The sequence below is a fragment of the uncultured Butyricimonas sp. genome, assembly GCF_959596855.1.
Lineage (GTDB): Bacteria > Bacteroidota > Bacteroidia > Bacteroidales > Marinifilaceae > Butyricimonas > Butyricimonas muris.
In genome coordinates, this window is sequence record NZ_CAUFYA010000066.1 from 1 (window position 1) to 20207 (window position 20207).

Genomic DNA, 20207 nt, shown 5'->3' on the forward strand with positions numbered 1-20207 from the left:
GGGACACAAGGATTTTCAGTCCTTTGCTCTACCAACTGAGCTATGGCACCATTTTGGAATTGCGAGTGCAAATATAGAGGTTTTATTTGAACTTGCAAGGCGTGGGATGCAAAAAGTGGAAAAATATTATTTCTGTACTTGTCGCAAACGGATGCAGAGGTATATCATCCACACGAAAATGACCATGGAGGCGTAAGGTACTGCCGGAATGAAAAGGAACCAGAGCAGGAAGCCGATGATTAGGATGTAGAGATATACGAAGATGTATTTGTTGATAATCCACGGTAATTTCTCTTTGCCGATAAAAAAGGCGGCGATGAGGTTGAGTGGATTAGCCCAAAGAGCGTTGAAGTTGGGGTACATCGTGGGATGTTTGGTGAAAAAGCAAAGGAAGACGATAAGGCAACCGATGATACCCGTGATGATAAAAAACGGGATGGCAATGGCTTTCAACAAGCGTCTGCTTCTGTATTTTTGCAGGAGCAGGATAAGTGCTAACGTGCAAACGGCAAAGACAAAAAACGGGGAAATGTACCACGGGTTATTGGGAGTCTGGTCTGGGGCTTGGTAAATCACTTTAATCGGTTCAACCAGAGGCTTGCCGTTGAAATAGGCAGAGTCCAGTCGATACATGAGGTAATCGGGCAGGAACATCTGTTCCCGGGTGGTCACGATAGAGGTTGCAGGGGAACCGAGAATGGTATGGATACCCCATTGCGTCCACTGGGAGCGGCAGAGATATTCGTCCAACATGTTCCAGAAACTCTTGGTGGAAGGTTCTGCTATCCACGTGATACTGTTGTCGGTGCTTTTCTCGACAATATCCCTCGCTCTGGTTGTACAGTTGTCGTAAAGGAAGTTATAGAGATAAGTCCGGTTTTGTGGCTGATAATTTTCCACGAGTAGATCCATGAGTCGTTGTTTCTGAATGGAGTCCAGATTCAAGATTTGCGAGTACACGCTACGTTCCTCGTAAACATAAGAGGCCATGAAGCGGTCGAAATCCGAACAGGACAATTGATAGGGGAGTAATCCTCGGGCGAACTTGAAATAGAAACCTTGCGTGTTGAAATCAAACGTGCCATAGTTGAATACGATATCCAAATTATTTGCCTTGTCAGTGACACGGATGCCCGTGTGCCCGAAAAGAGAGTAGAGTTCATTTCCCGGTGCGCACGTGAGGATGCTGATCGTGGCATCTTTCGTTAGTTTGATTGCCGATGTGTTTCGGGCAAACATACATAGAAAAAGGATGAATAATATGAATATTTTTGTTTTCATGCTTCGGGTGTTAGTTGTGTTTTACATGGCGGATACTCGATATCGCAGAGGAACAGCGCGTTCCCGGGGACTGAAGTGCCCGCGTTGCAGCGGTTTTTGCTTTCGATGATTTGTTGGAATTGTTTCAAGTCGATCCGTTTCTGACCGATGTCTAGCAGGGTTCCCACGATAGCCCGTACCATGTTTCGCAGGAAACGGTCTGCTTTTATCGTGAAGACAAGTTGTTCGTCGGTTTCTTCCCATCCGGCTTGCATAATTCGGCAAATATTGGTTTTCACGTCCGTGTGGAGTTTCGAGAAACTGGTGAAGTCCTCGTAACGTGTAAGTAACTCGCATGCTTGATTCATTAACCGGATATCGGGTAACGGGTGAGGTGTGTAAGCAAACGGGTAGGTGAACGGGTTCTTTGTTTTATTGATGTAATATTTGTATGTCCGCGAGAGCGCAGAGAACCGGGCATGAGCGTCCGGAAGGACGGGATAGATCTCTTTTATGGAGATGTGTTTCCCTAGGAAACGGTTAAGCTTATCGGTCAGGGCTTTCGTGTCCGCTACGGGAGTGACGCTGTCGAAATGGGCGACAAAAAAGGATGCATGCACACCCGTGTCGGTACGTCCGGCGCCGGTTACGTTGATGTCTTGCTTTAGCAACAGGGACAAGGCTTTGTTTATCTCTTCCTGCACGGAAGGAGCGTTAGGCTGGATTTGCCAACCGTTATAACCACTTCCGTTGTAAGCTAGTTCTATAAAATACCTGTGCATATTTTTCCTTTTGAAAGTCCAAAATTAACACAATTCGGGGAGACTTGCAACCGTCGGTGTAAAGTCTTAAAATTTTAAGATGTTTATCCCGACATTATGGATTTTACGTTATATTTGTAAGTCCATAGTTTCACGGACATCGATAAACGTTGAAATGAGATGAATAGTATAGCTGAAAATTTGAAACGTATAGCCGATAGTTTGCCGGAAGGGGTAAAGCTGGTGGCTGTGTCAAAAACGAAGCCGGTAGAGGCGATAGAAGAGGCGTATAATGCCGGACAACGGGTGTTCGGAGAGAATCGGGCACAGGAGTTGGCGGAGAAGTACGAGGTGCTCCCGAAAGATATAGAATGGCATCTGATAGGGCATTTACAAACCAACAAGGTGAAATATGTGGCTGGATTTGTGGCAATGATTCATGGAGTGGAGAGTTTGAAGTTGCTGGAGACGATAGACAAGGAAGCAAAAAAACACAACCGATTGATCCCTTGTTTGTTACAATTCCATGTGGCAAAGGAGGAAACGAAGTTCGGGTTGAACATGGAAGAAGCCCGGGAGTTACTGGAAAGCGAGAGTTACGCGAATATGAAGAACGTGCGGATCGAGGGGGTGATGGGAATGGCGACTTTCACGGACGATCTGGTGCAGGTTCAGGAGGAATTCCGGCATTTAAAAAGGATATTCGATGAGTTGAAGCAACTGTATTTTGCGGATAAACCGGAATTTAAAGAGTTATCTATGGGTATGTCCGGGGATTACAAGATTGCTGTTGAAGAAGGAAGCACGATGGTGAGGGTAGGAAGTTCGATATTCGGGGCAAGGCAATACAAAGCAATTGAAAATTGAAAATGCAGAATTGAAAATGAAATGAGAGAATAACAACTTGCAACTTACCGAAGGCAAATGTAACTTGCAACTTGTAATTCGCCGAAGGCGAACAAAAATCATAAATCATAAATTTAAAATTAATTATGGCAGAATTGAAGACGAAGTACATGGGACTGGAATTACGGAGTCCGATTATCGCGGCGAGTTGCGGGTTGACTTCCGATGTTGAGAAGATGGTGGAAATGGAAGAAGCGGGCGTTGGGGCAGTCGTGTTGAAATCTATTTTCGAGGAACAGATAAACCAAGAAACGAGCGGTGTGTTTAATGCCGGGTACGGGATGAGTGATGGTTACCCGGAAGCGGAGGATTACATCAAGGCTTATATCCGTTCCAACACGATACAGAAATATGTAGAATTGGTGCGCAACGCCAAAAGTCGTTTATCGATTCCCGTTATTGCCAGCGTGAATTGTTTCAGTGGTGGTGAATGGGTTAGTTTTGCCCGTCAATTGCAGGATGCCGGGGCTGATGCTTTGGAATTGAATGTTTTTATTTTGCCTGTGAACGAGTTTACAGAGAGTGCGGAGGTGGAGAATGTATATTATGAGATTATGAAATCGATTAAAGAACAGGTAAAGATACCCGTTGCCATCAAGATCAGTCATTATTTCACGAATTTATCGGCTTTCGTGGATAAGATGAAAGCTTACGGGGCGAATGCCACGACAATATTCAACCGTTTTTACGAACCGGATATTAATATCAATAGCTTGACAATGGGAGCGGCTTCCGTGTTCAGTACGGCGACGGAGTTGAGAACGACATTGCGGTGGACGGGTATTCTGGCGGGTAAGGACAAGAATCTGGAGATTTCTGCTTCGACGGGAGTGCATAGCGGTGAGGCGGTCGTGAAACTGCTATTGGCGGGAGCTACCACCGTCCAATTGTGCTCCGTGCTTTACGAGAAGGGGATAAGCGTGATCGGTGAGATGAATACTTTTATCAAGACGTGGATGGAGTCCAAAGCTTTCGAGAGTATTGATGACTTCCGGGGCATGCTGTCTTACTCTTCCATCGATAATCCCGATTTATACGAGCGAGCACAGTTTATGAAATACTTTAGTAATAAATCCAATTAAATTCATGAAAAACCTATTTATCTTGTTGTTGTGTTGCGTGTGCGTGGCATGCGCGAAATATCCGGGAGTACCGGAAAAATACCATGCGTTACTGGACAAAGCTTTGGAAAAAGCGGGTGCTAATCAAACCGAGCTCGTGAAAGCTCTGAAGACTGCCGCACCCGAGATGAAAGAAGGGGTTGCTTTCCTTATTGCTTATATGCCGGAGCGTGATTTGACTTCCATGACAGGCGACGATTTGTTGTCGAACGTTCAATTGGCTTACGAGGCTCGAAATCGTTTTGCTTGGGCGAAGAGCGTGCCGGATTCAATTTTCTTGAATGACGTGTTGCCGTACGCTTCCTTGAACGAAACTCGCGAGAATTGGCGTGCCGATTTTTACAGGCGATTCGCCCCGTACGTGGAGAATTGTAAAACGTTGGACGAGGCGATTGCTGCCGTGAACAGGAATATCCGGGATGAGGTAAAGGTGGATTACAACACCGGCCGCGAAAAACCGGACCAGAGTCCGTTCGAGTCCATGCGCCAGAATATGGCTTCTTGTAGCGGGTTGTCTATTTTGTTGACGGATGCTTTCCGTTCTGTCGGGATTCCGTCGCGCATTGCCGGTACTGCCAACTGGCATGACAATCGCGGAAACCATAACTGGTGTGAGGTGTGGTTGGACGGGAAATGGTACTTCACGGAGTATTATCCCAACAAGTTGGATCGTTCATGGTTCCTTGCCGATGCCGGGAAAGCGGACCCGAATGACCGTATGCACGCTATTTGGGCTTCCTCTTTCAAACCGACCGGGGAGAGTTTCCCGCTCGTGTGGGATTTCAACATCAAGTATGTACCCGCGTTAAACGTGACTCAACGCTACCTTGATAATTACAAGCAAGTGTATAACGAGCAACTGGAAGGCGGAAATTACGTGAAGATGAAAGTGATGATGTACAAAGACAAGCGTAATACGCGCAAGTCGGACGACCGGGTTGCAGCCAACGTGGACATTTTCTGCGGTAAAGACCAGATCGGTGGCGGACGTACAGCCGGCCCCAGACAGGATATGAATGACGTGTTGGAGTTTGTCGTGGAAAAGAATAAAGAATACACCTTGTATTATTTCGATAAAGACGGGAAGTGGGTAGGAGAGAACGTGAAAGTGAAAGAAAAACCGGTAGAGGTGAAACTGCATCTGTAAAGAATGAAATATTCTAAATAGAAAATCCCGGAAGCGTAAACTTCCGGGATTTTTCTTGAATTATTATTTGTGTTACAATAATTGCCTTTTTTAATAAAATATCCCTATATTTGAGCGATAGGTGGTAAAGCTTTGTGCGTCGATGTTTTATTAAAATTCAAGCTATGAATCTACATGACATTTTACATGTTGCCTTGTACGAGGCGAAGCAACAGCGTAGGCAATGGGAATTTCGTTTATTTGTTTTTATTGCGGTGATTGGTATAACGTTGTACCAGTTCTTTTTGCAAGGGCAGGGCTACTGCTCGAACTGGAAGATGGTGGCTTTGCCTTGTTCCGTACCGCTGGTGAATGCTTACTTGTATAGTGTTGTGCAATCGCTGTTCGTGATTCTGATGGTTACCGATTTTCCTCGCCGGGAAAAGTTGGGCGGGGCGCTTGACCCTATTCATGCCCGCCCGATGGAGAACGGGGAATACACGTGGGGAAGGGTGTTGGGTAATATGATACTTTTCGGTGCGGTGAACCTGCTCGTGATGTTGTGCTGCGTCTTTTTCGTGAACTTGAATAGTATGGCGCCTCTCGGTATCCAATATTATATATTCTATTTCGTCACCTTGAACATCCCGTCGCTGGTCTTCGTGATGGGGTTGAGCTTGTGGTTGTCACGGGTGTTCAGGTGGCGTTACCTGACTATGGTGCTTTTGTTCTTGTGGTGTGTGGTATCTGTTATCTGGTTGCCTTATCGGTTGCACGGGATACTGGATTTCTTGGGTACAGGAGTACCTAACTTGTTCTCGGGCGTGACGGGACACGTGGGATTGTGGTATTACCTGTTGCATCGGCTGGGTTTCCTATTGCTGGGACTGGGACTTTTGGCTTATAGCGTGCGGGGCGTGGAACGCCTGCCAAGTACCTTGAAGCAAGTGAGGCGTTACTCGCTCGGGGGCGTGACGCTTGTCGTGTCGGGGCTTCTTTGCGGGGTGGTGATGGCGGTAAGTTATATACCTGCCCGGAGTGCCCGTGAAAGTTACCGGGAGAGTTTCCGGAAACATTGGCTCGGCATGCCTTGTCATGTCAGCAGCCACGATATTACGCTGAGGCAGGAAGGTGAGAATCTTGATGTGCGTAGTGATCTGGTGGTATGCAACCTGAATGGCAAGGAGGTGAAACAGCCACTTCTCTTCCTGAACCCGGGATTGCGTGTGACTGCGTTGGAGGAAAACGGGCGGGCGTTGCCTTTCACTCGGGACGGGCAGGTACTTGTTATCGATCGTTCCTTGGCAAGTGGCGATACCTTGCGTTTGCGGGTGTCATATTCCGGTAGGATCGATGAACGATTTACCGATTTGCATATACCGGATGATAGTTACGAGGATAGTTTCCGGTTTGACAATTTCTTTCCCACGGGACGGCGGAGCGCTTTCGTATCGGATGATTATCTTCTGGTGACCTCCGCTTGCGGGTGGTATCCGACGGCATTGCCTCCCGTGAACCCGGTATACCCGGTATGCAGCGGCAAGGATATGACCCGTTTTCGCTTGACCGTGGCTCATCCCCGGCAGCGGGAGTTGTTTTCCCAGGGGATCGCTTCCACCGGGGCGGATTCTTCTTATTTCCGTCCTTCCCACGTCCTGTCCGGGATTTCGCTTTGCGGGGGACAATTTGAAACGGTGGAATTGGATATTGACAGTATGAAATTTGTCGTGTCGTCTTTCGGGATTCCGGCTCCCTTGTCGGAGCATTTCGAGGCTCTCGACTTGAATGGAATCAAAGGGTACTTTGAGTACTTTTTTAAACCCGTGATGAAATTCGTCGATTTGAGTTGGTACGAGAAGGAGCAACCTTGTTATCGCTTGATAGAAACCCCACTTCCTTTTCGAACCGAGTTTAACGAGGGGCGATTGATTAGCGGGCAAATGGAGCCGGGTGTGGTATTTTTGCCGGAAAAGGAATTCGATATGAAACTTATGACGGTGTTGAATATGCCCATCGAGGAACCGGAACCGGATCTGGCATTTCTCGGTGAAGGTGTGGCGCTTCCTGAGCGAACGCCTTGGGCGGCTGGACACATGAGTATGTTATTCGGTAGTGCGGATAATCTATTTGACAATCATGAATGTAGCCATCCGATACTGCAGTTGGGTTTTGATCGGGAACGAACCGGGTTCAATCTTTGGAATATACATACGTTGTTCGCATCCCCTCGTTTGTCTGTTTATTCCGAGAAATATCCTTATGTTGGCGTGTTGATCGACAAGTTATATTCCGAGCGCAAATTTATACTCGGGCACGTGGGGATGTACGTTCCGCCGGAAGATGCCCGAAAAATCAATGCGTACGCACGGGAGCACAGTCTGGAAGAAGCCTTCCTCGAGCGGGGATTTCCGCGGGTATTGCTGGCTGGGATGATGCTGTCGAACGTTCGGGATCTCGTGAATTATCTCGGGTTGGAGGTTTCCGTGGATTCCCTTTTCAGAGCTTTGGATGACATTTATCATACCCGTTCCGGGGTGATTCATTTTGACGAATTATCGCGGGTATTGGGCGAGCGGGTTGGAGGTGATCTGGAACGGGTGTTCGAGAAATGGATCGGGGTTCGGCATGACCAATATTTTAAAGTAGCCGATATGAACAGTTATTTTTACCCGGATGATAAAGTGTATGGGCCGGGATGGATAGAGATTGAGGCGAAGGTCATGAATTGCGGAAAAGAAGGAGGCTTCGTGTACATGGATATGAGCGAGAGAGGGGAGAAAAAATATTATAGTTGTTACGTGGAGCCGGGAAAGGCGAAGGCTTTTTATATGGCACGGCGGGTGGAAAGGGCGTATGATTTGTACGGGAATTTCAACTCGGGAATGTCAATCAATCGACCTGTCGACTTTGATTTCGTGCACGGGGAAAGAAGTAAACCCGCGGGGTTGGCGGAAACCCCGGGAAGATGGGTAGATACGGATATTGCGGCATTCCTGCCTGACCCGAATGTGACCGTGGTGGACGACACGGACGAGGGGTTCTCGTTTGACGACCGGGCTAACCAGACGATCTTGCAAAAATGGTTCGGGGTTAGCCGGGAAGAAGTTTTCGGTCTTGTCGGGCGGCAAGAACTGCGCTATTGGACTCCCGTGATCAGAAACAATTACGAGGGGGATTCCCTTCGGCGGGCGTATTTCAAGAGCTTCGGCAAGGGCGATTGTTCTGCAACGTGGACTGCCCGCTTGAAAGAAAAAGGGAAATACCGGGTGATGGTTAAGACCAACTTGGAAAAAATAAGTTATGGAGAAATGGGCTTGGATTACTCCGATTTCACTTTAGCTTACACGATAAAATACGGGGATCAAGAGGAAAAGATCGACTTTAACATGGGTGAAGGGGTAGAAAACAGAACGATTGACGACTGGATGGTTCTCGGGGAATTCGATTTTCCGGCGGGGGAGGTCAGCGTGATTCTTTCGGATAAAGACGAGCGGGGACGAAAAGATATCGTGATTATGGCGGATGCCGTGAAGTGGGTGAGAATGTAGGAAGTTTGTAAAGTATATGAAGTCTATAAGGTCAATAGACCTGCGGTGCTTTGTCCACGGCTGCTCGGGTTGCCGTTAAACTCTGTCCAAAGGACACCCGTGTTTTATGGACTAATAAAAGGGACGAAAGTCCCTTTTATTAATTTTTCGGTGTCGTGGATATTACTTCCAGACTATTGGCGTTTATCGTGACATAAACTTCTTTGTTGCCTTGTTCTACCTCGAAGATGTAGACATTCGTTCCGTCGGCTCTTTCTTCATAATCGATGTCGTCGATGCGATAATTGGCGTATGCCGAGGTTTTCAGAACGTTCATCACGTTGGTGGGGACTTCACTTTGGCGAACTTCCCATGTCGTGACCACCCACTCGTTCTTGTGGTTGAATACCACGTCTTTTTTGAGACGGTTGTCGATGATTTCTATTTTCAACAGTCCTTTTTCCTGATCAATTTCCACGATGTTTGCTTGCGGGTATTTTTGTTTGATGAATTGCAGGACGGTTTGGGGCATCGTTTCCGGGAAATAGCCTTTGTTTTCTTTGTCCATTACCGTTTTCACGAGAGTACCGTTTTCAAGGTAATGTAGGTCTACTTCCTGTTCGCCGAGTTCCACCTCGATGATGTAAAGGGTTTCCATACCGTCTCTCTCGAGTTTATCCACGTCTTCCACTTTCCATTTGGCATATTCCCCGGTTTCAAAACTGTTACGGATAACGGCGGGCAGAGAGCGGAAGGATACGTCGCTTTCCGTCATCACCCATTTGCCGTTGTTGTCGAACCAAGCTTCTGCTTCCGTGAATCCGATGCGGAATTCGGCGACTTGATACGTGTTCTTCACTTCCCATTCCACTTGTTTGGCTTTCGGGTACTTGGCCTTAAACGCGTTCACGATGTTCTTGGCGGGGACGTAGCCGTCGCTTTTGCAACTGCTGAAAGCGAACATGGAGGAGAGCATGATTATTGCAGCGATAAATGTTGTTTTCATAATTTCATGTTAGTTTTTGTTTTACAATATAGCTTTTCACTCCTTTTACGTGTGATTACTTCACGATGTTTCCTTCCATGTCCACGGTTACGTAAATATCTCGGTCATTTTCTTTCTCCAATTCGAATACATACACATCGCCATTAGGTCTTTCCTCGTATTCGATGTCGTCGATTTTGTAGCCTTTATGATTTTGACTAATAGCGTTATTAATAGTGGTCATCACTTCTGTTGGAACTTCCGACTGTCTTACGTCCCATGAGGTGTACAACCATTCGTTTTGGGCGTTGAAGTGTACTTCTTTGGACTTACCCTCGTGGCGGATATCAATTTCAGTGATACCTTTCTCAACGTCTATATCCAATATCACGGCTCCCGGATAGCGGTTGTCGATAGCTGTCTTTAACGCTTCGGGGACAGTTGTCGGGTGGTGTTCATTATTGTTGTCCATGTCTTCCACGGCCTTGAGGAGCGTGCCGTCTGCCGCGTAGTACAGGTCAAATTCCTGTTTCCCTTGTTCTACCTCGATCACGTACACGGGTTCCATCTCCACTCGTTCGAGCATATCCACGTCGTCAATTTTCCAATCCTTGTACTCGCTTGCTTGAAATGCTGACTGTACTTCTGCCGGGAGATCGGTGTAGCGGATGTCGCTTTCGGTCATTACCCATTCTCCTTGCGCGTTGATCCAAGCCTCTCTTTCGATACCCTCGAGATAGAAGTCTGCCACGTAATGGTCATATTTCTTTTCCCACTCCACGCGTTGGGCGTTCGGGTACTTGGTGATAAATGCTTCCTGTATCTTCCCGTCCGGGGTGTAGTTGTCGTCGTTATCATCACAGCTCGTGAAAGCGAAACCTGATAATAAAAGTGCGGTAAAAAGAAAATTCTTTGTTCTCATAGCTTTTTATTTTTAATGTTCATGTATTAATTCAATTTCTGAGAACAAAGTAAAGGGGCAATTTGGGAAAGATTTGGGAAAAAGAGAGGAATTGAAAAATTTTAGATTTTTACCGTGAAATGATGCATCCCGTCGTACGAGTAGGTGATACGGATACCATAAAGATTCGCGATGCTTTGCACGATGGCAAGTCCCAGCCCTGTGGAGTCCGGTTTCTTGTTGTCGGCTTGATAGAAGCGGGTGAAAAGGCGGGAATTATCCAAAGGTTTTCCTTCGCCACTGTTGGAAATGGTGATTTGATAAGGAAGTATGCTGACCATAATTTCGCCGTTTACCGGAGTGTGTATCATGGCATTTTTGAGCAGGTTTGTCACGAGGGTATTGGCTAAAGATTCGTTCGCGCGAATCTTGCAGATGCCCGTTTCCTCGAGGTGTACCCGGAGTTTCTTGTGTTCGTATATTTCTTGAAAATCCTCGATAAGTTCCCGAATGATCGGGTTGAGTTCTACCTCTTTCTCGTTGTGGAATTGCCCGTTTTCAATGCGGGAAAGGAACAACAGGGATTTGTTGAGTTTAATGATGCGTTCCACGTTGCGGTGAATATCGGCAATTTCTTGCAATTGTTCCTCGGTACAGTCCGGTCTTTCGGCGAAGAGTTCGAGTTTGTTGCGGCATATTGCCAACGGGGTTTGCAACTCGTGGGAGGCGTTCCCGATGAATTGCTTCTGTTGGGAATACATTTCTTCGCTCCGTAGAGTCATTTTGCGTATCGTGTCGTTTAACTGTTTGAATTCTTTGATTTTCGTGGGATTGTCCAACGGGGGATTCTTTTCCCCGAGAGTAAATGTATTGAGCCAGCGAAGCAGCTTGTAGAAAGGCGACAGGCTCCGGCGAAACACGAGCTCGGATACGAGTATAATACACACGAGAAGGGTGAAATAGAGAATGATAATCCATTGCAGGATGGCCTCGATCATGTCGTCCTGTTCCAGCGTGGAGATCATGACAGTCAACTCGTAGAATCTCTTGTCCTGTCCCCGGAATGCGGTTTTTAGTACCCGCACGGGGTCGAATTCCAGTTCTGTCTCGTAGAAGCGGGTGGAGTCGAAATAGCGTTCCCGGTAATGGATGGCTTCTTCCTCGGGTATTTCCTTGAGCATGTATTGGCTCATCAGATCGTTATGATTGTCAATGGCGGATGTATCCGTGAGTACCTGACGGATGATAAGGTTTTTATAGTTTTCAAGACTATCGTCCGTTTCATCAAGAATCTCATCGAGTATGTTAAAATAGAAAAGACAAGCCCATGCAGTGAGGATGATGATTAACACGACAGAGAGTTTGCTTATGGTATAGTGGATGAGTTTCATGCTTCCGGGGTGGTTATCAGTTTATAGCCGAAGCCGTAAACGGCTTTGATTTCCGGAATAACTTCGGCTTGTTTCATTTTCTTGCGTAGATTTTTTACTTGGGAGTAAATAAAATCCAGACTGTCTGCCTGATCGATGTTGTCGCCCCAAACGGATTCCGCGAGAGTGGTTTTATTGATCAGGCGGTCGGGATTAGCGACAAAATAATACAAAAGGTCAAATTCTTTACGGTTCAATTTCAGTTCATTACCATCAATAAAGACGGTGTGATTGTCGGGGTAGACAATTAGATTGCCGATCTCTATTTTGATATCCCCGTCGTTTTGTTTTCTCCGGATGACGGACTTTACTCTGGCGTGGAGTTCCGCCAGATGGAAAGGTTTTGCCAGATAATCGTCTGCGCCGAGGTCTAGCCCTGTCACCTTATCTTCAATGGAGTCTTTTGCGGAAACAATGATAACGCTTTCGCGTTTGCGTAGTTTTTTCAGTTCCTCGAGGATCGACAGTCCGTTGCCACCGGGAAGCATGATGTCCAGCAGGATGCAATCATAGTCGTAATCATTGATTTTCTGCAATGCCGTGGCGTAGTCCGTGGCGGTTTCCACGATAAAACGTTCTTTTTCGAGGGATTGTGTCATCACTTCCCGTAATCCTTTTTCATCTTCGACAATCAGTATCTTCATGGCTTTCCGGTTTTAGTCTACACAAAAATAGAAAAATATTCTGGAAAGAATTAGGAATAAAGCGGTAGAGTAAACGCATTTTCATGCGTTTACTCTGTGTGATGGCTTTGTCGTGTGGTTATTTATCTATTATTTGTTATATTTGTGCATGATTGTTAAAATATAGTATATGAAAAATGTATTGTGGTTTGTTTTGATATTTGCCCTGTTCGGGTGTACGGGGAAGAGAGGGAAGTTCGAGGGCGTCTTCGAGGGGGAGCCTCGTGTGAATCCGCCTTACGTGGTGGGGAATTATCCCGGTACGGAGTTTATTTTCGCTATTCCGACTTCGGGTGAGCGTCCCATGACTTGGACGGCGGAAGGGTTACCGGGGGGATTGACCTTGAATGGCGAGACTGGAATTATACGGGGTATCGTGGAGAATGCCGGGGAGTATAAGGTGAAGATTACGGCTACTAATAAGCTGGGAAGCAGGGTGAGCGAGTTGAAAATACAGATTGGCAAGGAGTTGGCGCTGACGCCGGTGATGGGGTGGAATAGTTGGAATACTTTCGGACAAGATTTGACGGAAGCTTTGGTTATCGAAACGGCAGAGGCGATGATCGCGAACGGAATGCGTGATTTAGGATATAATTACATTAATATTGACGATTTGTGGCAGTTGAAAGAGAGAGGGGCGGACGGGCATATTGTCATTGACTCGACGAAGTTTCCAAGAGGAATAAAATATGTTGCCGATTACCTGCACGAGAGAGGATTCCGTTTAGGTATCTATTCGGACGCCTCGAAATATACTTGTGCGGGCGTGTGCGGAAGTTACGGCTTCGAGGAAATAGATGCCCGTGATTTCGCCGAGTGGGGAGTGGATTTGTTGAAATATGATTATTGTGGTGCTCCGGCATCACGGGATACGGCGATTGCACGTTACCGGAAGATGGGGGAGGCTCTGCGGTCTACCGATCGTTCGATTATTTACAGTGTTTGCGAGTGGGGACGTCGTGAACCGTGGGAGTGGGCGAGAGAAGTCGGCGGGCATTATTGGCGTACAACGGAGGATATTCGTGACGCTTGGGATTTGAGAGAATCGGGAACAGGATTATACGGCATACTGGATATTATTGACAAGAACGCTAAATTGGCCGATTACGCTTTCCCGGGGGCATGGAATGACCCGGATATGTTGGTTGTCGGAATTTGCGGGAAGAGTTCGAGTATTAACTCCGGCGACGTGCAATATGGTTGTAACTTAAAAGAGTATCGTACACACATGAGTATGTGGTGTATGATGGCCGCCCCTCTGTTATGCGGGAACGATGTTCGGAATATGCCCGACTCTGTTTTAAGAATATTGACAAATCCGGAGATTATCGCGATTAATCAAGATGTGCTAGGACTGCAAGGGAGAATGATGAAGAAAGAGGGAAATTGCGAGATATGGATGAAACCGCTGGATGGCGGGCGTGTCGCTTTAGCCGTGATGAATCGGGGGGATGAACCGGAAGAGGTCGTGGTACCATTGGATTTATTGGGATTCGGGAAAGCGTTCGTGCGAGATGTCTGGTTACATCAGAACGTGGGAGAATTTGAGCAATTGAAACTCAATTTAGAACCGCACGTGACAGCCGTATTTAAGCTGGAATAGAAATAAAAAAGCCTCGTGAAAAACGAGGCTTTTTTTATATTATTTCAACCATTTGTCCAACCAAGCGGCGAAAGTTCGTTGCCATAAAATACCGTTCTGGCATCCGAGTACCCAGTGACATTCCTCCGGGAAATATAAATATTGTGCCGGAATGCCACGCATACGTGCGGCATTGAAAGCTCCCATACCTTGCGATGCGTCGATGCGGAAGTCTTTTTGACCGTGGATCACCAGAATCGGGGTGTCCCATTCTCCGACAAATTTGTGCGGGGAATTTTCGAAAGTACGTTGAGCCACCTTGTTTTTCTTGTCCCAAGGCGCACCGCCCATGTCCCATTGTGCGAACCACATCTCTTCGGTGTTGAAATATTGCATTTCCATGTTGAAGATACCGCAATGGGCGATAAACGCTTTGAAACGTTTGTCGTGATGTCCAGCAAGGTAGAACACGGAGTACCCTCCATAAGAGGCTCCCACGCATCCCAAACGATTCTCGTCAATATAAGGTTCTTGCTTCATCTCGTCGATGGCAGAAAGATAATCCTTGATGTTTTGTCCGGAATAGTCCCCGCTGATCTGTTCGTTCCATTCCTGACCGAATCCCGGTAAACCGCGGCGGTTAGGAGCAACGATGATATAGCCGTTGGCTGCCATCATCTGGAAGTTCCAGCGAAAACTCCAGAACTGGCTGACGGTACTTTGCGGTCCGCCCTCGCAATAAAGGATTGCCGGGTATTTCTTGTTCGGGTCGAAATGGGGAGGATAGATAATCCATGTCAACATCTCTTTGTTGTCGGTAGTTTTTATCCAACGGGATTCCACCTTACCCATGGTCAGTTGATCCAGTATCTTTTTGTTCACGAACGAGAGTTCCGTGTCCTTTCCGGTTTTCGGGTCTACTTTGTAGATTTCTGCTGGCTTGCTCATGGATACTTTGGTAGCGATCAGGTAATCGTTTACCGGGATAACGGAAGTATAGTTGTGTACGCCCTCGGTTAATTTGGTGATAACCCCGTCGTTCAACGTCAACTTGTAAATCTCGTCGGTGGCGTGGTGATCGGAAATAAAATAGAGCGTGTTATTGTCAGCCCAAATAAGACCACCCACGTTTTGGTCGAAGTCTTTCGTGTACTCCTTTTTCTCGCCTGTTTTCAGATTCATCACGAAAAGGCGGATTTTATCAGCCTCGTATCCATCACGTTCCATACTTTCCCATGCCATGAATTCCCCGTTGGGAGAGATCACTTGATTTTGGTCGTACCCCATCATACCTTTCGTGAGATTCTCGGTTTTCCCGGATTTCACGTTATAAAGGTATAAGTCCGTGTTTGTAGAGAAAGCGTAATCGATACCCTCTTTTTTGCGTGCCATGTAGATAACGCCTTGACCGTCTTTTGTCCATGTCAGTTGCTCGGTGCCACCCCAAGGACGAACGGGAGATTCCCATTTCTCGCCTTCCATGATGTCTTTACCGGAGGTAATCATTTGTCCCGCGATATAGTCGGCGACAAACGGGTGGGTGTACGCTTCCACCCAATCATTCCAGTGACGATAGAACTGGTCGTTGATCAAGCGGGCATTCGCTTTCGGGAGGTCCGGGTGCAAGTCGTGTACATCTTTTTCCAGTTTCACATCTTTCAAGAAGAGAAGTTTGGATTTGTCCGGGGAGAAAATATATCCCCCGATACCACCTTCCACGTTGGTCAATTGTTTGAGATTACTGCCGTCCGGGTTCATTTCCCATAATTGGACGGAACCCGATTTGCTGCACATGAAGGCAATTTTACCGTCGGGAGTCCATGTTGTCCCGAATTCCTTGTAATCCGTGTCGGTTAATTGTTTGGATGTTCCGTCAGCAAGATTCATCAGGTAGACATCACTGTACGAGCGGTCTTCTTCTTTGTTGAAGTAAGTCACCTCGTACACGAGTGATTTCTGGTCGGGGGATACACTTATTCCGCCGAGTCTGCCAAATGACCATAACACTTCGGGAGTCATCACGTCGGATGCTAATTTCATATCCGGTGTTTTATAACTTGTTTTTACTGCCTCTTTCTGGCTATCGCACGACACAACGGATAGCAGGATAAGTGCAGAAAATAAACGATTTTTCATTGTATATTTCAGCTGTTTTATAGGGTTTGTAAAGTTTATAAGGTTTATAAAGTTCTTAAAGTGACGGGTGTCCTTCGGACAGTATTTAACGGTAGCTTTAGCTACCGTGGAAAAGCATCCTGTGGGGAAAAACAATTACTTTATAAACTTTATGAACCTTATGAACTTTATAACTTATTTCGTTGCCGGTTGCACACCACTCTTTATTGCTTCCACGATCTTTTGCGTGAGTTCTTCTGCCAATTCCGGGTTGTCCATGACAAGTTGTTTCACGGTTTCCCGTCCTTGTCCCAGTTTGCTTTCTCCGTAAGAGAACCAACTTCCGCTTTTTTTGATCACGTTGTATTCAACACCCATGTCAACGATTTCACCGGAACGGGAGATACCTTCCCCGTACATGATATCGAATTCCGCTTTTTTGAATGGAGGAGCTACCTTGTTTTTCACTACTTTCACGCGGGTGTGGTTACCGTAAATTTCCTCCCCGTCCTTGATCTGACCGATACGGCGGATATCCAGACGCACGGAAGCGTAGAATTTCAGTGCGTTACCACCAGTTGTCGTTTCGGGATTACCGAACATAACACCGATTTTATCACGTAATTGGTTGATAAAGATACAACAAGTATTTGTTTTGCTAATTGTTCCCGTTAATTTACGTAGGGCTTGGGACATCAGACGGGCTTGTAATCCCATCACGCTGTCACCCATTTCTCCCTCGATTTCAGCTTTCGGGGTAAGGGCGGCAACAGAGTCAATCACGATGATATCGATAGCAGCCGAACGAATCAATTGTTCCGCTATTTCAAGGGCTTGTTCCCCATTGTCGGGTTGTGAAATAAATAAATTATCCACGTCAACGCCCAGTTTCTCCGCGTATACCCGGTCGAAAGCGTGCTCTGCGTCGATAATAGCGGCGATACCACCCATTTTCTGTGCTTCAGCGATAGCGTGAATAGCGAGTGTTGTTTTACCTGAAGATTCGGGGCCATAGATTTCTACGACGCGTCCCTTGGGATAACCGCCTACGCCCAGAGCTCTGTCCAGTCCGATAGAACCCGAGGGGATAGCCATAACATCTTCTACGACATTATCCCCAAGTTTCATGACGCTTCCCTTCCCGAAATTCTTCTCGATCTTGTCAAGCGTGAGTTGAAGTGCTTTTAACTTGTCTTGGTTGGTTTCTGCATTTGCCATACTTGATTTATTTATGATTTTAGATTTATGATTTTTGTTCACCTTCGGCGAGTTACAAGTTGTTGTTCTCGCATTTCATTTTCAATTTTCAATTCTCAATTTTCAATTGCTCTTGGATTTGCTTCGCGTGTTCCTTCGTGTTCACTTTCGTGATGATTTTTTGAATAATACCGTTTCCGTCAATGATAAACGTGGTGCGTAATACGCCCATGTAAGTTCTGCCGTACATTTTCTTTTCTGCCCATACGCCGTAAGCTTCCAGTATCTTTTTGTCCGTGTCGGCGATAAGGTTGAACGACAAGTTGTATTTCGCTATAAATTTCTGATGAGAACTTGCCGAATCGGGGCTAACTCCTACAACCTCAAAGCCATTATTCGTGAGGGAGGAATACCCGTCGTTCAAGCTGCAAGCCTCTGCCGTGCATCCTGAAGTGTTATCTTTCGGGTAGAAATAAAGTATTAATTTTTTCCCCTTGAAATCATCCAAGGTAATTTTTTTGCCGTCTTGATTTATGCCCTCGAAATAAGGGGCTTTTTCTCCTTCTTTCAGTGTTATCATAGTTGCTTAGTTTTTTCTCGTACTTCCATACAAAAGTAGGAATATTTTGGAGAAATAAGGTAGTGTTTTGGGAATATTTGTACATTTGCGGGAGTCTAAAAAAAACATTTATGGAATTCATTGAATCATATAACTTGACTGGATTAATTATCGGGATTTGTACCTTCCTGATTATCGGGTTATTTCATCCCGTGGTAGTAAAAGCGGAGTATTACTGGGGTACAAAATGTTGGTGGATATTCCTTGTATTGGGAATCGCCGGAACGCTTGCTGCCCTGTGGGTTACCAACGTGTTGTGGTCATCTTTGCTGGGTGTATTTGCCTTCTCGTCTTTCTGGACGATTAAGGAAGTTTTCGAGCAGGAAGAAAGGGTAAAGAAAGGATGGTTTCCCGCGAATCCCAATAAAAAGAGAAATTAATTTACGATTAAAAGCCTTGAGCTGTGAGTGGAAATCTAAAATCATAAATCTAAAATCAATACATGTTAGAGCTTATAGAACAGATGAACCGGGAACGCCGGGGGACATTGATGGAAAGTTTGGGAATTGAGTTTATCGGGGTGGGAGAGAATTGGTTGGAAGCAAAGATGCCGATTGATGAACGCACGATGCGTCCGGGACAATTGTTGCACGGTGGAGCGATTATGGCATTGGTGGAAACCGTGGGAAGTGGATTAACCTATATCGGGGAAAATCTGGAAGAAAATCACGTGTTCGGAATCGAGATTAATGGCAATCATATCCGTAAAGCCCAAGGGAGTTATGTTATCGGGCGAGCTGAATTTATCCATAAGGGACAACGAACCCACGTGGTTGCCGTGAACGTGACGGATGAATTCGGGAACTTGGCTTCCGTGTGCCGTATCACGAACGTGGTATTGCCGAAGTCGTCAGATCACAAATAAAAAGTTATAATTTTTGCCGAAAAAACAAAAATCGGAAGCTTGCCGGATGATGAGGAAAAAATTGACATGGCACGAAAACCAAAAGAGTTTCATTGTTTGGGCTCTTCTGGTTTTCATGTTTACAAAATACCCTATTTATGTAGTTTAAAGTTTCTCTACTTCCAAAATCGATAGCCCTGTACTTCGAGCGATTATTTCAATATTCAAACCTGCTTTTTTCAAGTTTGATGCTATTTCCTTAGCTTTTTGTAACTCACCTTCCGCACGTCCTTCCATACGTCCTTCCGCGCGTCCTTCCGCACGTTCGGTAAAAATATTATCCCGCAAAATAACCACATTATCCAAATGCCGATAATACGCGTCTAACTCTTCTTTAGTCATTCTATCAAGCTTCAGACGTTCACGAACTTCGTTCAAACCGGGTGCTGTAGCAGATTCCGGAATGTTACCCGTGTTCAAATAATAAATCCATTCTTCCAACGGACTTTTCGCTATTTGATTGAAATCATTCACTCTCAAGATGTAATACTCGGGGTAAAGTTGGCTAACTGTATCCACCTTGAATGTTTGTCGCTGAAAAGGTGTTAATTCAAGCACTTCACCGGTGTGAATACCGTGAAATTCCGTTTTACCATGATAAACGATATCTTTCCCGTGTCCCAGGGAGAAATAGACTATATTCACGCTATACACTTTGCGTACCTTGTCATATCCCTCTCCCCGGTTGATATATTCGGTAACTAACTTTGACGTCCCGAACAACATACGTTGGAAGTAAGCGTATTCATTATTATTTTGTACCTCTATCAAGATAAGTTGGCCTTTGGAATCTTCAGCCAACATATCCACCCGATTATATTTATCATATTCGTCTTCCTGATTACTCTCGCTCTCCAATAATTTCTGGATAGTAATACGCTCACCCAACAACACGGTCAACAATCCTTCCAACACGGCAAAATTAGCTTTATTACGCAGCAAGCGCTTCATGGCCCAATCAAAACGGATATATCGGTTTCCTGTTTCCATATGCATTCTTTATTAGTTCTACCAACAAATATAAGTATAATTAAGTTACAAAGTTACTACAAAAAAGTGAAATGCGGAAAGATATAGTGATAGAATTGAG

Annotated in this window: 17 protein-coding genes; 7 read left to right on the forward strand and 10 right to left on the reverse strand. The window is 45.8% G+C overall.

Going from position 1 to position 20207, the window contains the following annotated elements; genetic code table 11:
* Positions 1-126: 126 nt before the first annotated feature.
* Positions 127-1281: a DUF4105 domain-containing protein gene (locus tag Q5866_RS19305; RefSeq protein ID WP_303181961.1), complete on the reverse strand. Its 1155-nt coding sequence runs from the start codon at positions 1279-1281 to the stop codon at positions 127-129.
* The gene (truA, locus tag Q5866_RS19310) at positions 1278-2042 is read right to left on the reverse strand and encodes a tRNA pseudouridine(38-40) synthase TruA (RefSeq protein ID WP_186975185.1); all 765 of its coding nucleotides are present in this window, start codon (positions 2040-2042) and stop codon (positions 1278-1280) included. Before truA ends, Q5866_RS19305 begins: the two co-directional genes overlap by 4 nt.
* Positions 2043-2201: 159 nt before the next feature.
* Between truA and Q5866_RS19315 the strand changes: the two genes are divergently transcribed.
* The 4 genes from Q5866_RS19315 to Q5866_RS19330 all read left to right on the forward strand — a co-directional run bounded on the left by Q5866_RS19315 (position 2202) and on the right by Q5866_RS19330 (position 8722).
* On the forward strand, positions 2202-2888 hold the full coding sequence (locus Q5866_RS19315; protein ID WP_303181963.1) for a YggS family pyridoxal phosphate-dependent enzyme: 687 nt from the start codon (positions 2202-2204) through the stop codon (positions 2886-2888).
* A 125-nt stretch (positions 2889-3013) separates the two neighbouring features.
* A complete protein-coding gene (locus tag Q5866_RS19320) occupies positions 3014-4009 on the forward strand; it encodes a dihydroorotate dehydrogenase-like protein (protein WP_292271184.1) in 996 nt (331 codons plus the stop codon).
* Positions 4010-4013: 4 nt separating this feature from the next.
* Complete coding sequence (locus Q5866_RS19325) at positions 4014-5195, forward strand: transglutaminase family protein (RefSeq protein ID WP_303181966.1); 1182 nt, start codon at positions 4014-4016, stop codon at positions 5193-5195.
* Positions 5196-5359: 164 nt separating this feature from the next.
* On the forward strand, positions 5360-8722 hold the full coding sequence (locus Q5866_RS19330) for a hypothetical protein (protein WP_303181968.1): 3363 nt from the start codon (positions 5360-5362) through the stop codon (positions 8720-8722).
* Between the two features lie 139 nt (positions 8723-8861).
* On the opposite strand, the gene Q5866_RS19335 is transcribed toward Q5866_RS19330, so the two are convergent.
* The 4 genes from Q5866_RS19335 to Q5866_RS19350 form a co-directional block, all read right to left on the reverse strand.
* Entirely contained in the window at positions 8862-9707 is an 846-nt protein-coding gene (locus tag Q5866_RS19335; RefSeq protein ID WP_099292163.1) for a PepSY-like domain-containing protein, read from the reverse strand.
* A gap of 55 nt (positions 9708-9762) precedes the next feature.
* Positions 9763-10608, reverse strand: a complete 846-nt coding sequence (locus tag Q5866_RS19340; protein WP_099292164.1) for a PepSY-like domain-containing protein — start codon at positions 10606-10608, stop codon at positions 9763-9765.
* 101 nt (positions 10609-10709) lie between these two features.
* Positions 10710-11978 (reverse strand): cell wall metabolism sensor histidine kinase WalK, encoded by a 1269-nt coding sequence (locus tag Q5866_RS19345; protein WP_292271176.1) that lies wholly within the window; start codon positions 11976-11978, stop codon positions 10710-10712.
* Complete coding sequence (locus Q5866_RS19350; protein ID WP_292271173.1) at positions 11975-12661, reverse strand: response regulator transcription factor; 687 nt, start codon at positions 12659-12661, stop codon at positions 11975-11977. The genes Q5866_RS19345 and Q5866_RS19350 overlap by 4 nt, the downstream gene beginning before the upstream one ends.
* A gap of 169 nt (positions 12662-12830) precedes the next feature.
* Here Q5866_RS19350 and Q5866_RS19355 point away from each other — a divergent pair, with 169 nt between their 5' ends.
* On the forward strand, positions 12831-14303 hold the full coding sequence (locus tag Q5866_RS19355; protein ID WP_099292173.1) for a putative Ig domain-containing protein: 1473 nt from the start codon (positions 12831-12833) through the stop codon (positions 14301-14303).
* 39 nt (positions 14304-14342) lie between these two features.
* Here Q5866_RS19355 and Q5866_RS19360 read toward each other — a convergent pair whose 3' ends face one another.
* The 3 genes from Q5866_RS19360 to bcp all read right to left on the reverse strand — a co-directional run bounded on the left by Q5866_RS19360 (position 14343) and on the right by bcp (position 18171).
* On the reverse strand, positions 14343-16418 hold the full coding sequence (locus Q5866_RS19360; protein ID WP_303181973.1) for a S9 family peptidase: 2076 nt from the start codon (positions 16416-16418) through the stop codon (positions 14343-14345).
* A 174-nt stretch (positions 16419-16592) separates the two neighbouring features.
* Positions 16593-17615, reverse strand: coding sequence for a recombinase RecA (gene recA, locus Q5866_RS19365; RefSeq protein WP_099292175.1), 1023 nt, complete (start codon positions 17613-17615; stop codon positions 16593-16595).
* Between the two features lie 88 nt (positions 17616-17703).
* Complete coding sequence (gene bcp / locus Q5866_RS19370; RefSeq protein WP_218014311.1) at positions 17704-18171, reverse strand: thioredoxin-dependent thiol peroxidase; 468 nt, start codon at positions 18169-18171, stop codon at positions 17704-17706.
* Between the two features lie 113 nt (positions 18172-18284).
* On the opposite strand from bcp, the gene Q5866_RS19375 reads away from it, so the two are divergent.
* Together Q5866_RS19375 and Q5866_RS19380 are read left to right on the forward strand one after the other, a co-directional pair.
* Positions 18285-18593 carry a DUF4491 family protein gene (locus Q5866_RS19375; protein WP_186975195.1) on the forward strand — a complete coding sequence of 103 codons (309 nt, stop codon included), beginning with the start codon at positions 18285-18287 and terminating at the stop codon, positions 18591-18593.
* 62 nt (positions 18594-18655) lie between these two features.
* Positions 18656-19078: a PaaI family thioesterase gene (locus Q5866_RS19380; RefSeq protein WP_099292178.1), complete on the forward strand. Its 423-nt coding sequence runs from the start codon at positions 18656-18658 to the stop codon at positions 19076-19078.
* 144 nt (positions 19079-19222) lie between these two features.
* Here the strand turns inward: Q5866_RS19380 and Q5866_RS19385 are convergent, their stop codons facing one another.
* On the reverse strand, positions 19223-20107 hold the full coding sequence (locus Q5866_RS19385) for an Rpn family recombination-promoting nuclease/putative transposase (protein ID WP_303181976.1): 885 nt from the start codon (positions 20105-20107) through the stop codon (positions 19223-19225).
* Between the last annotated feature and the right edge of the window lie 100 nt (positions 20108-20207).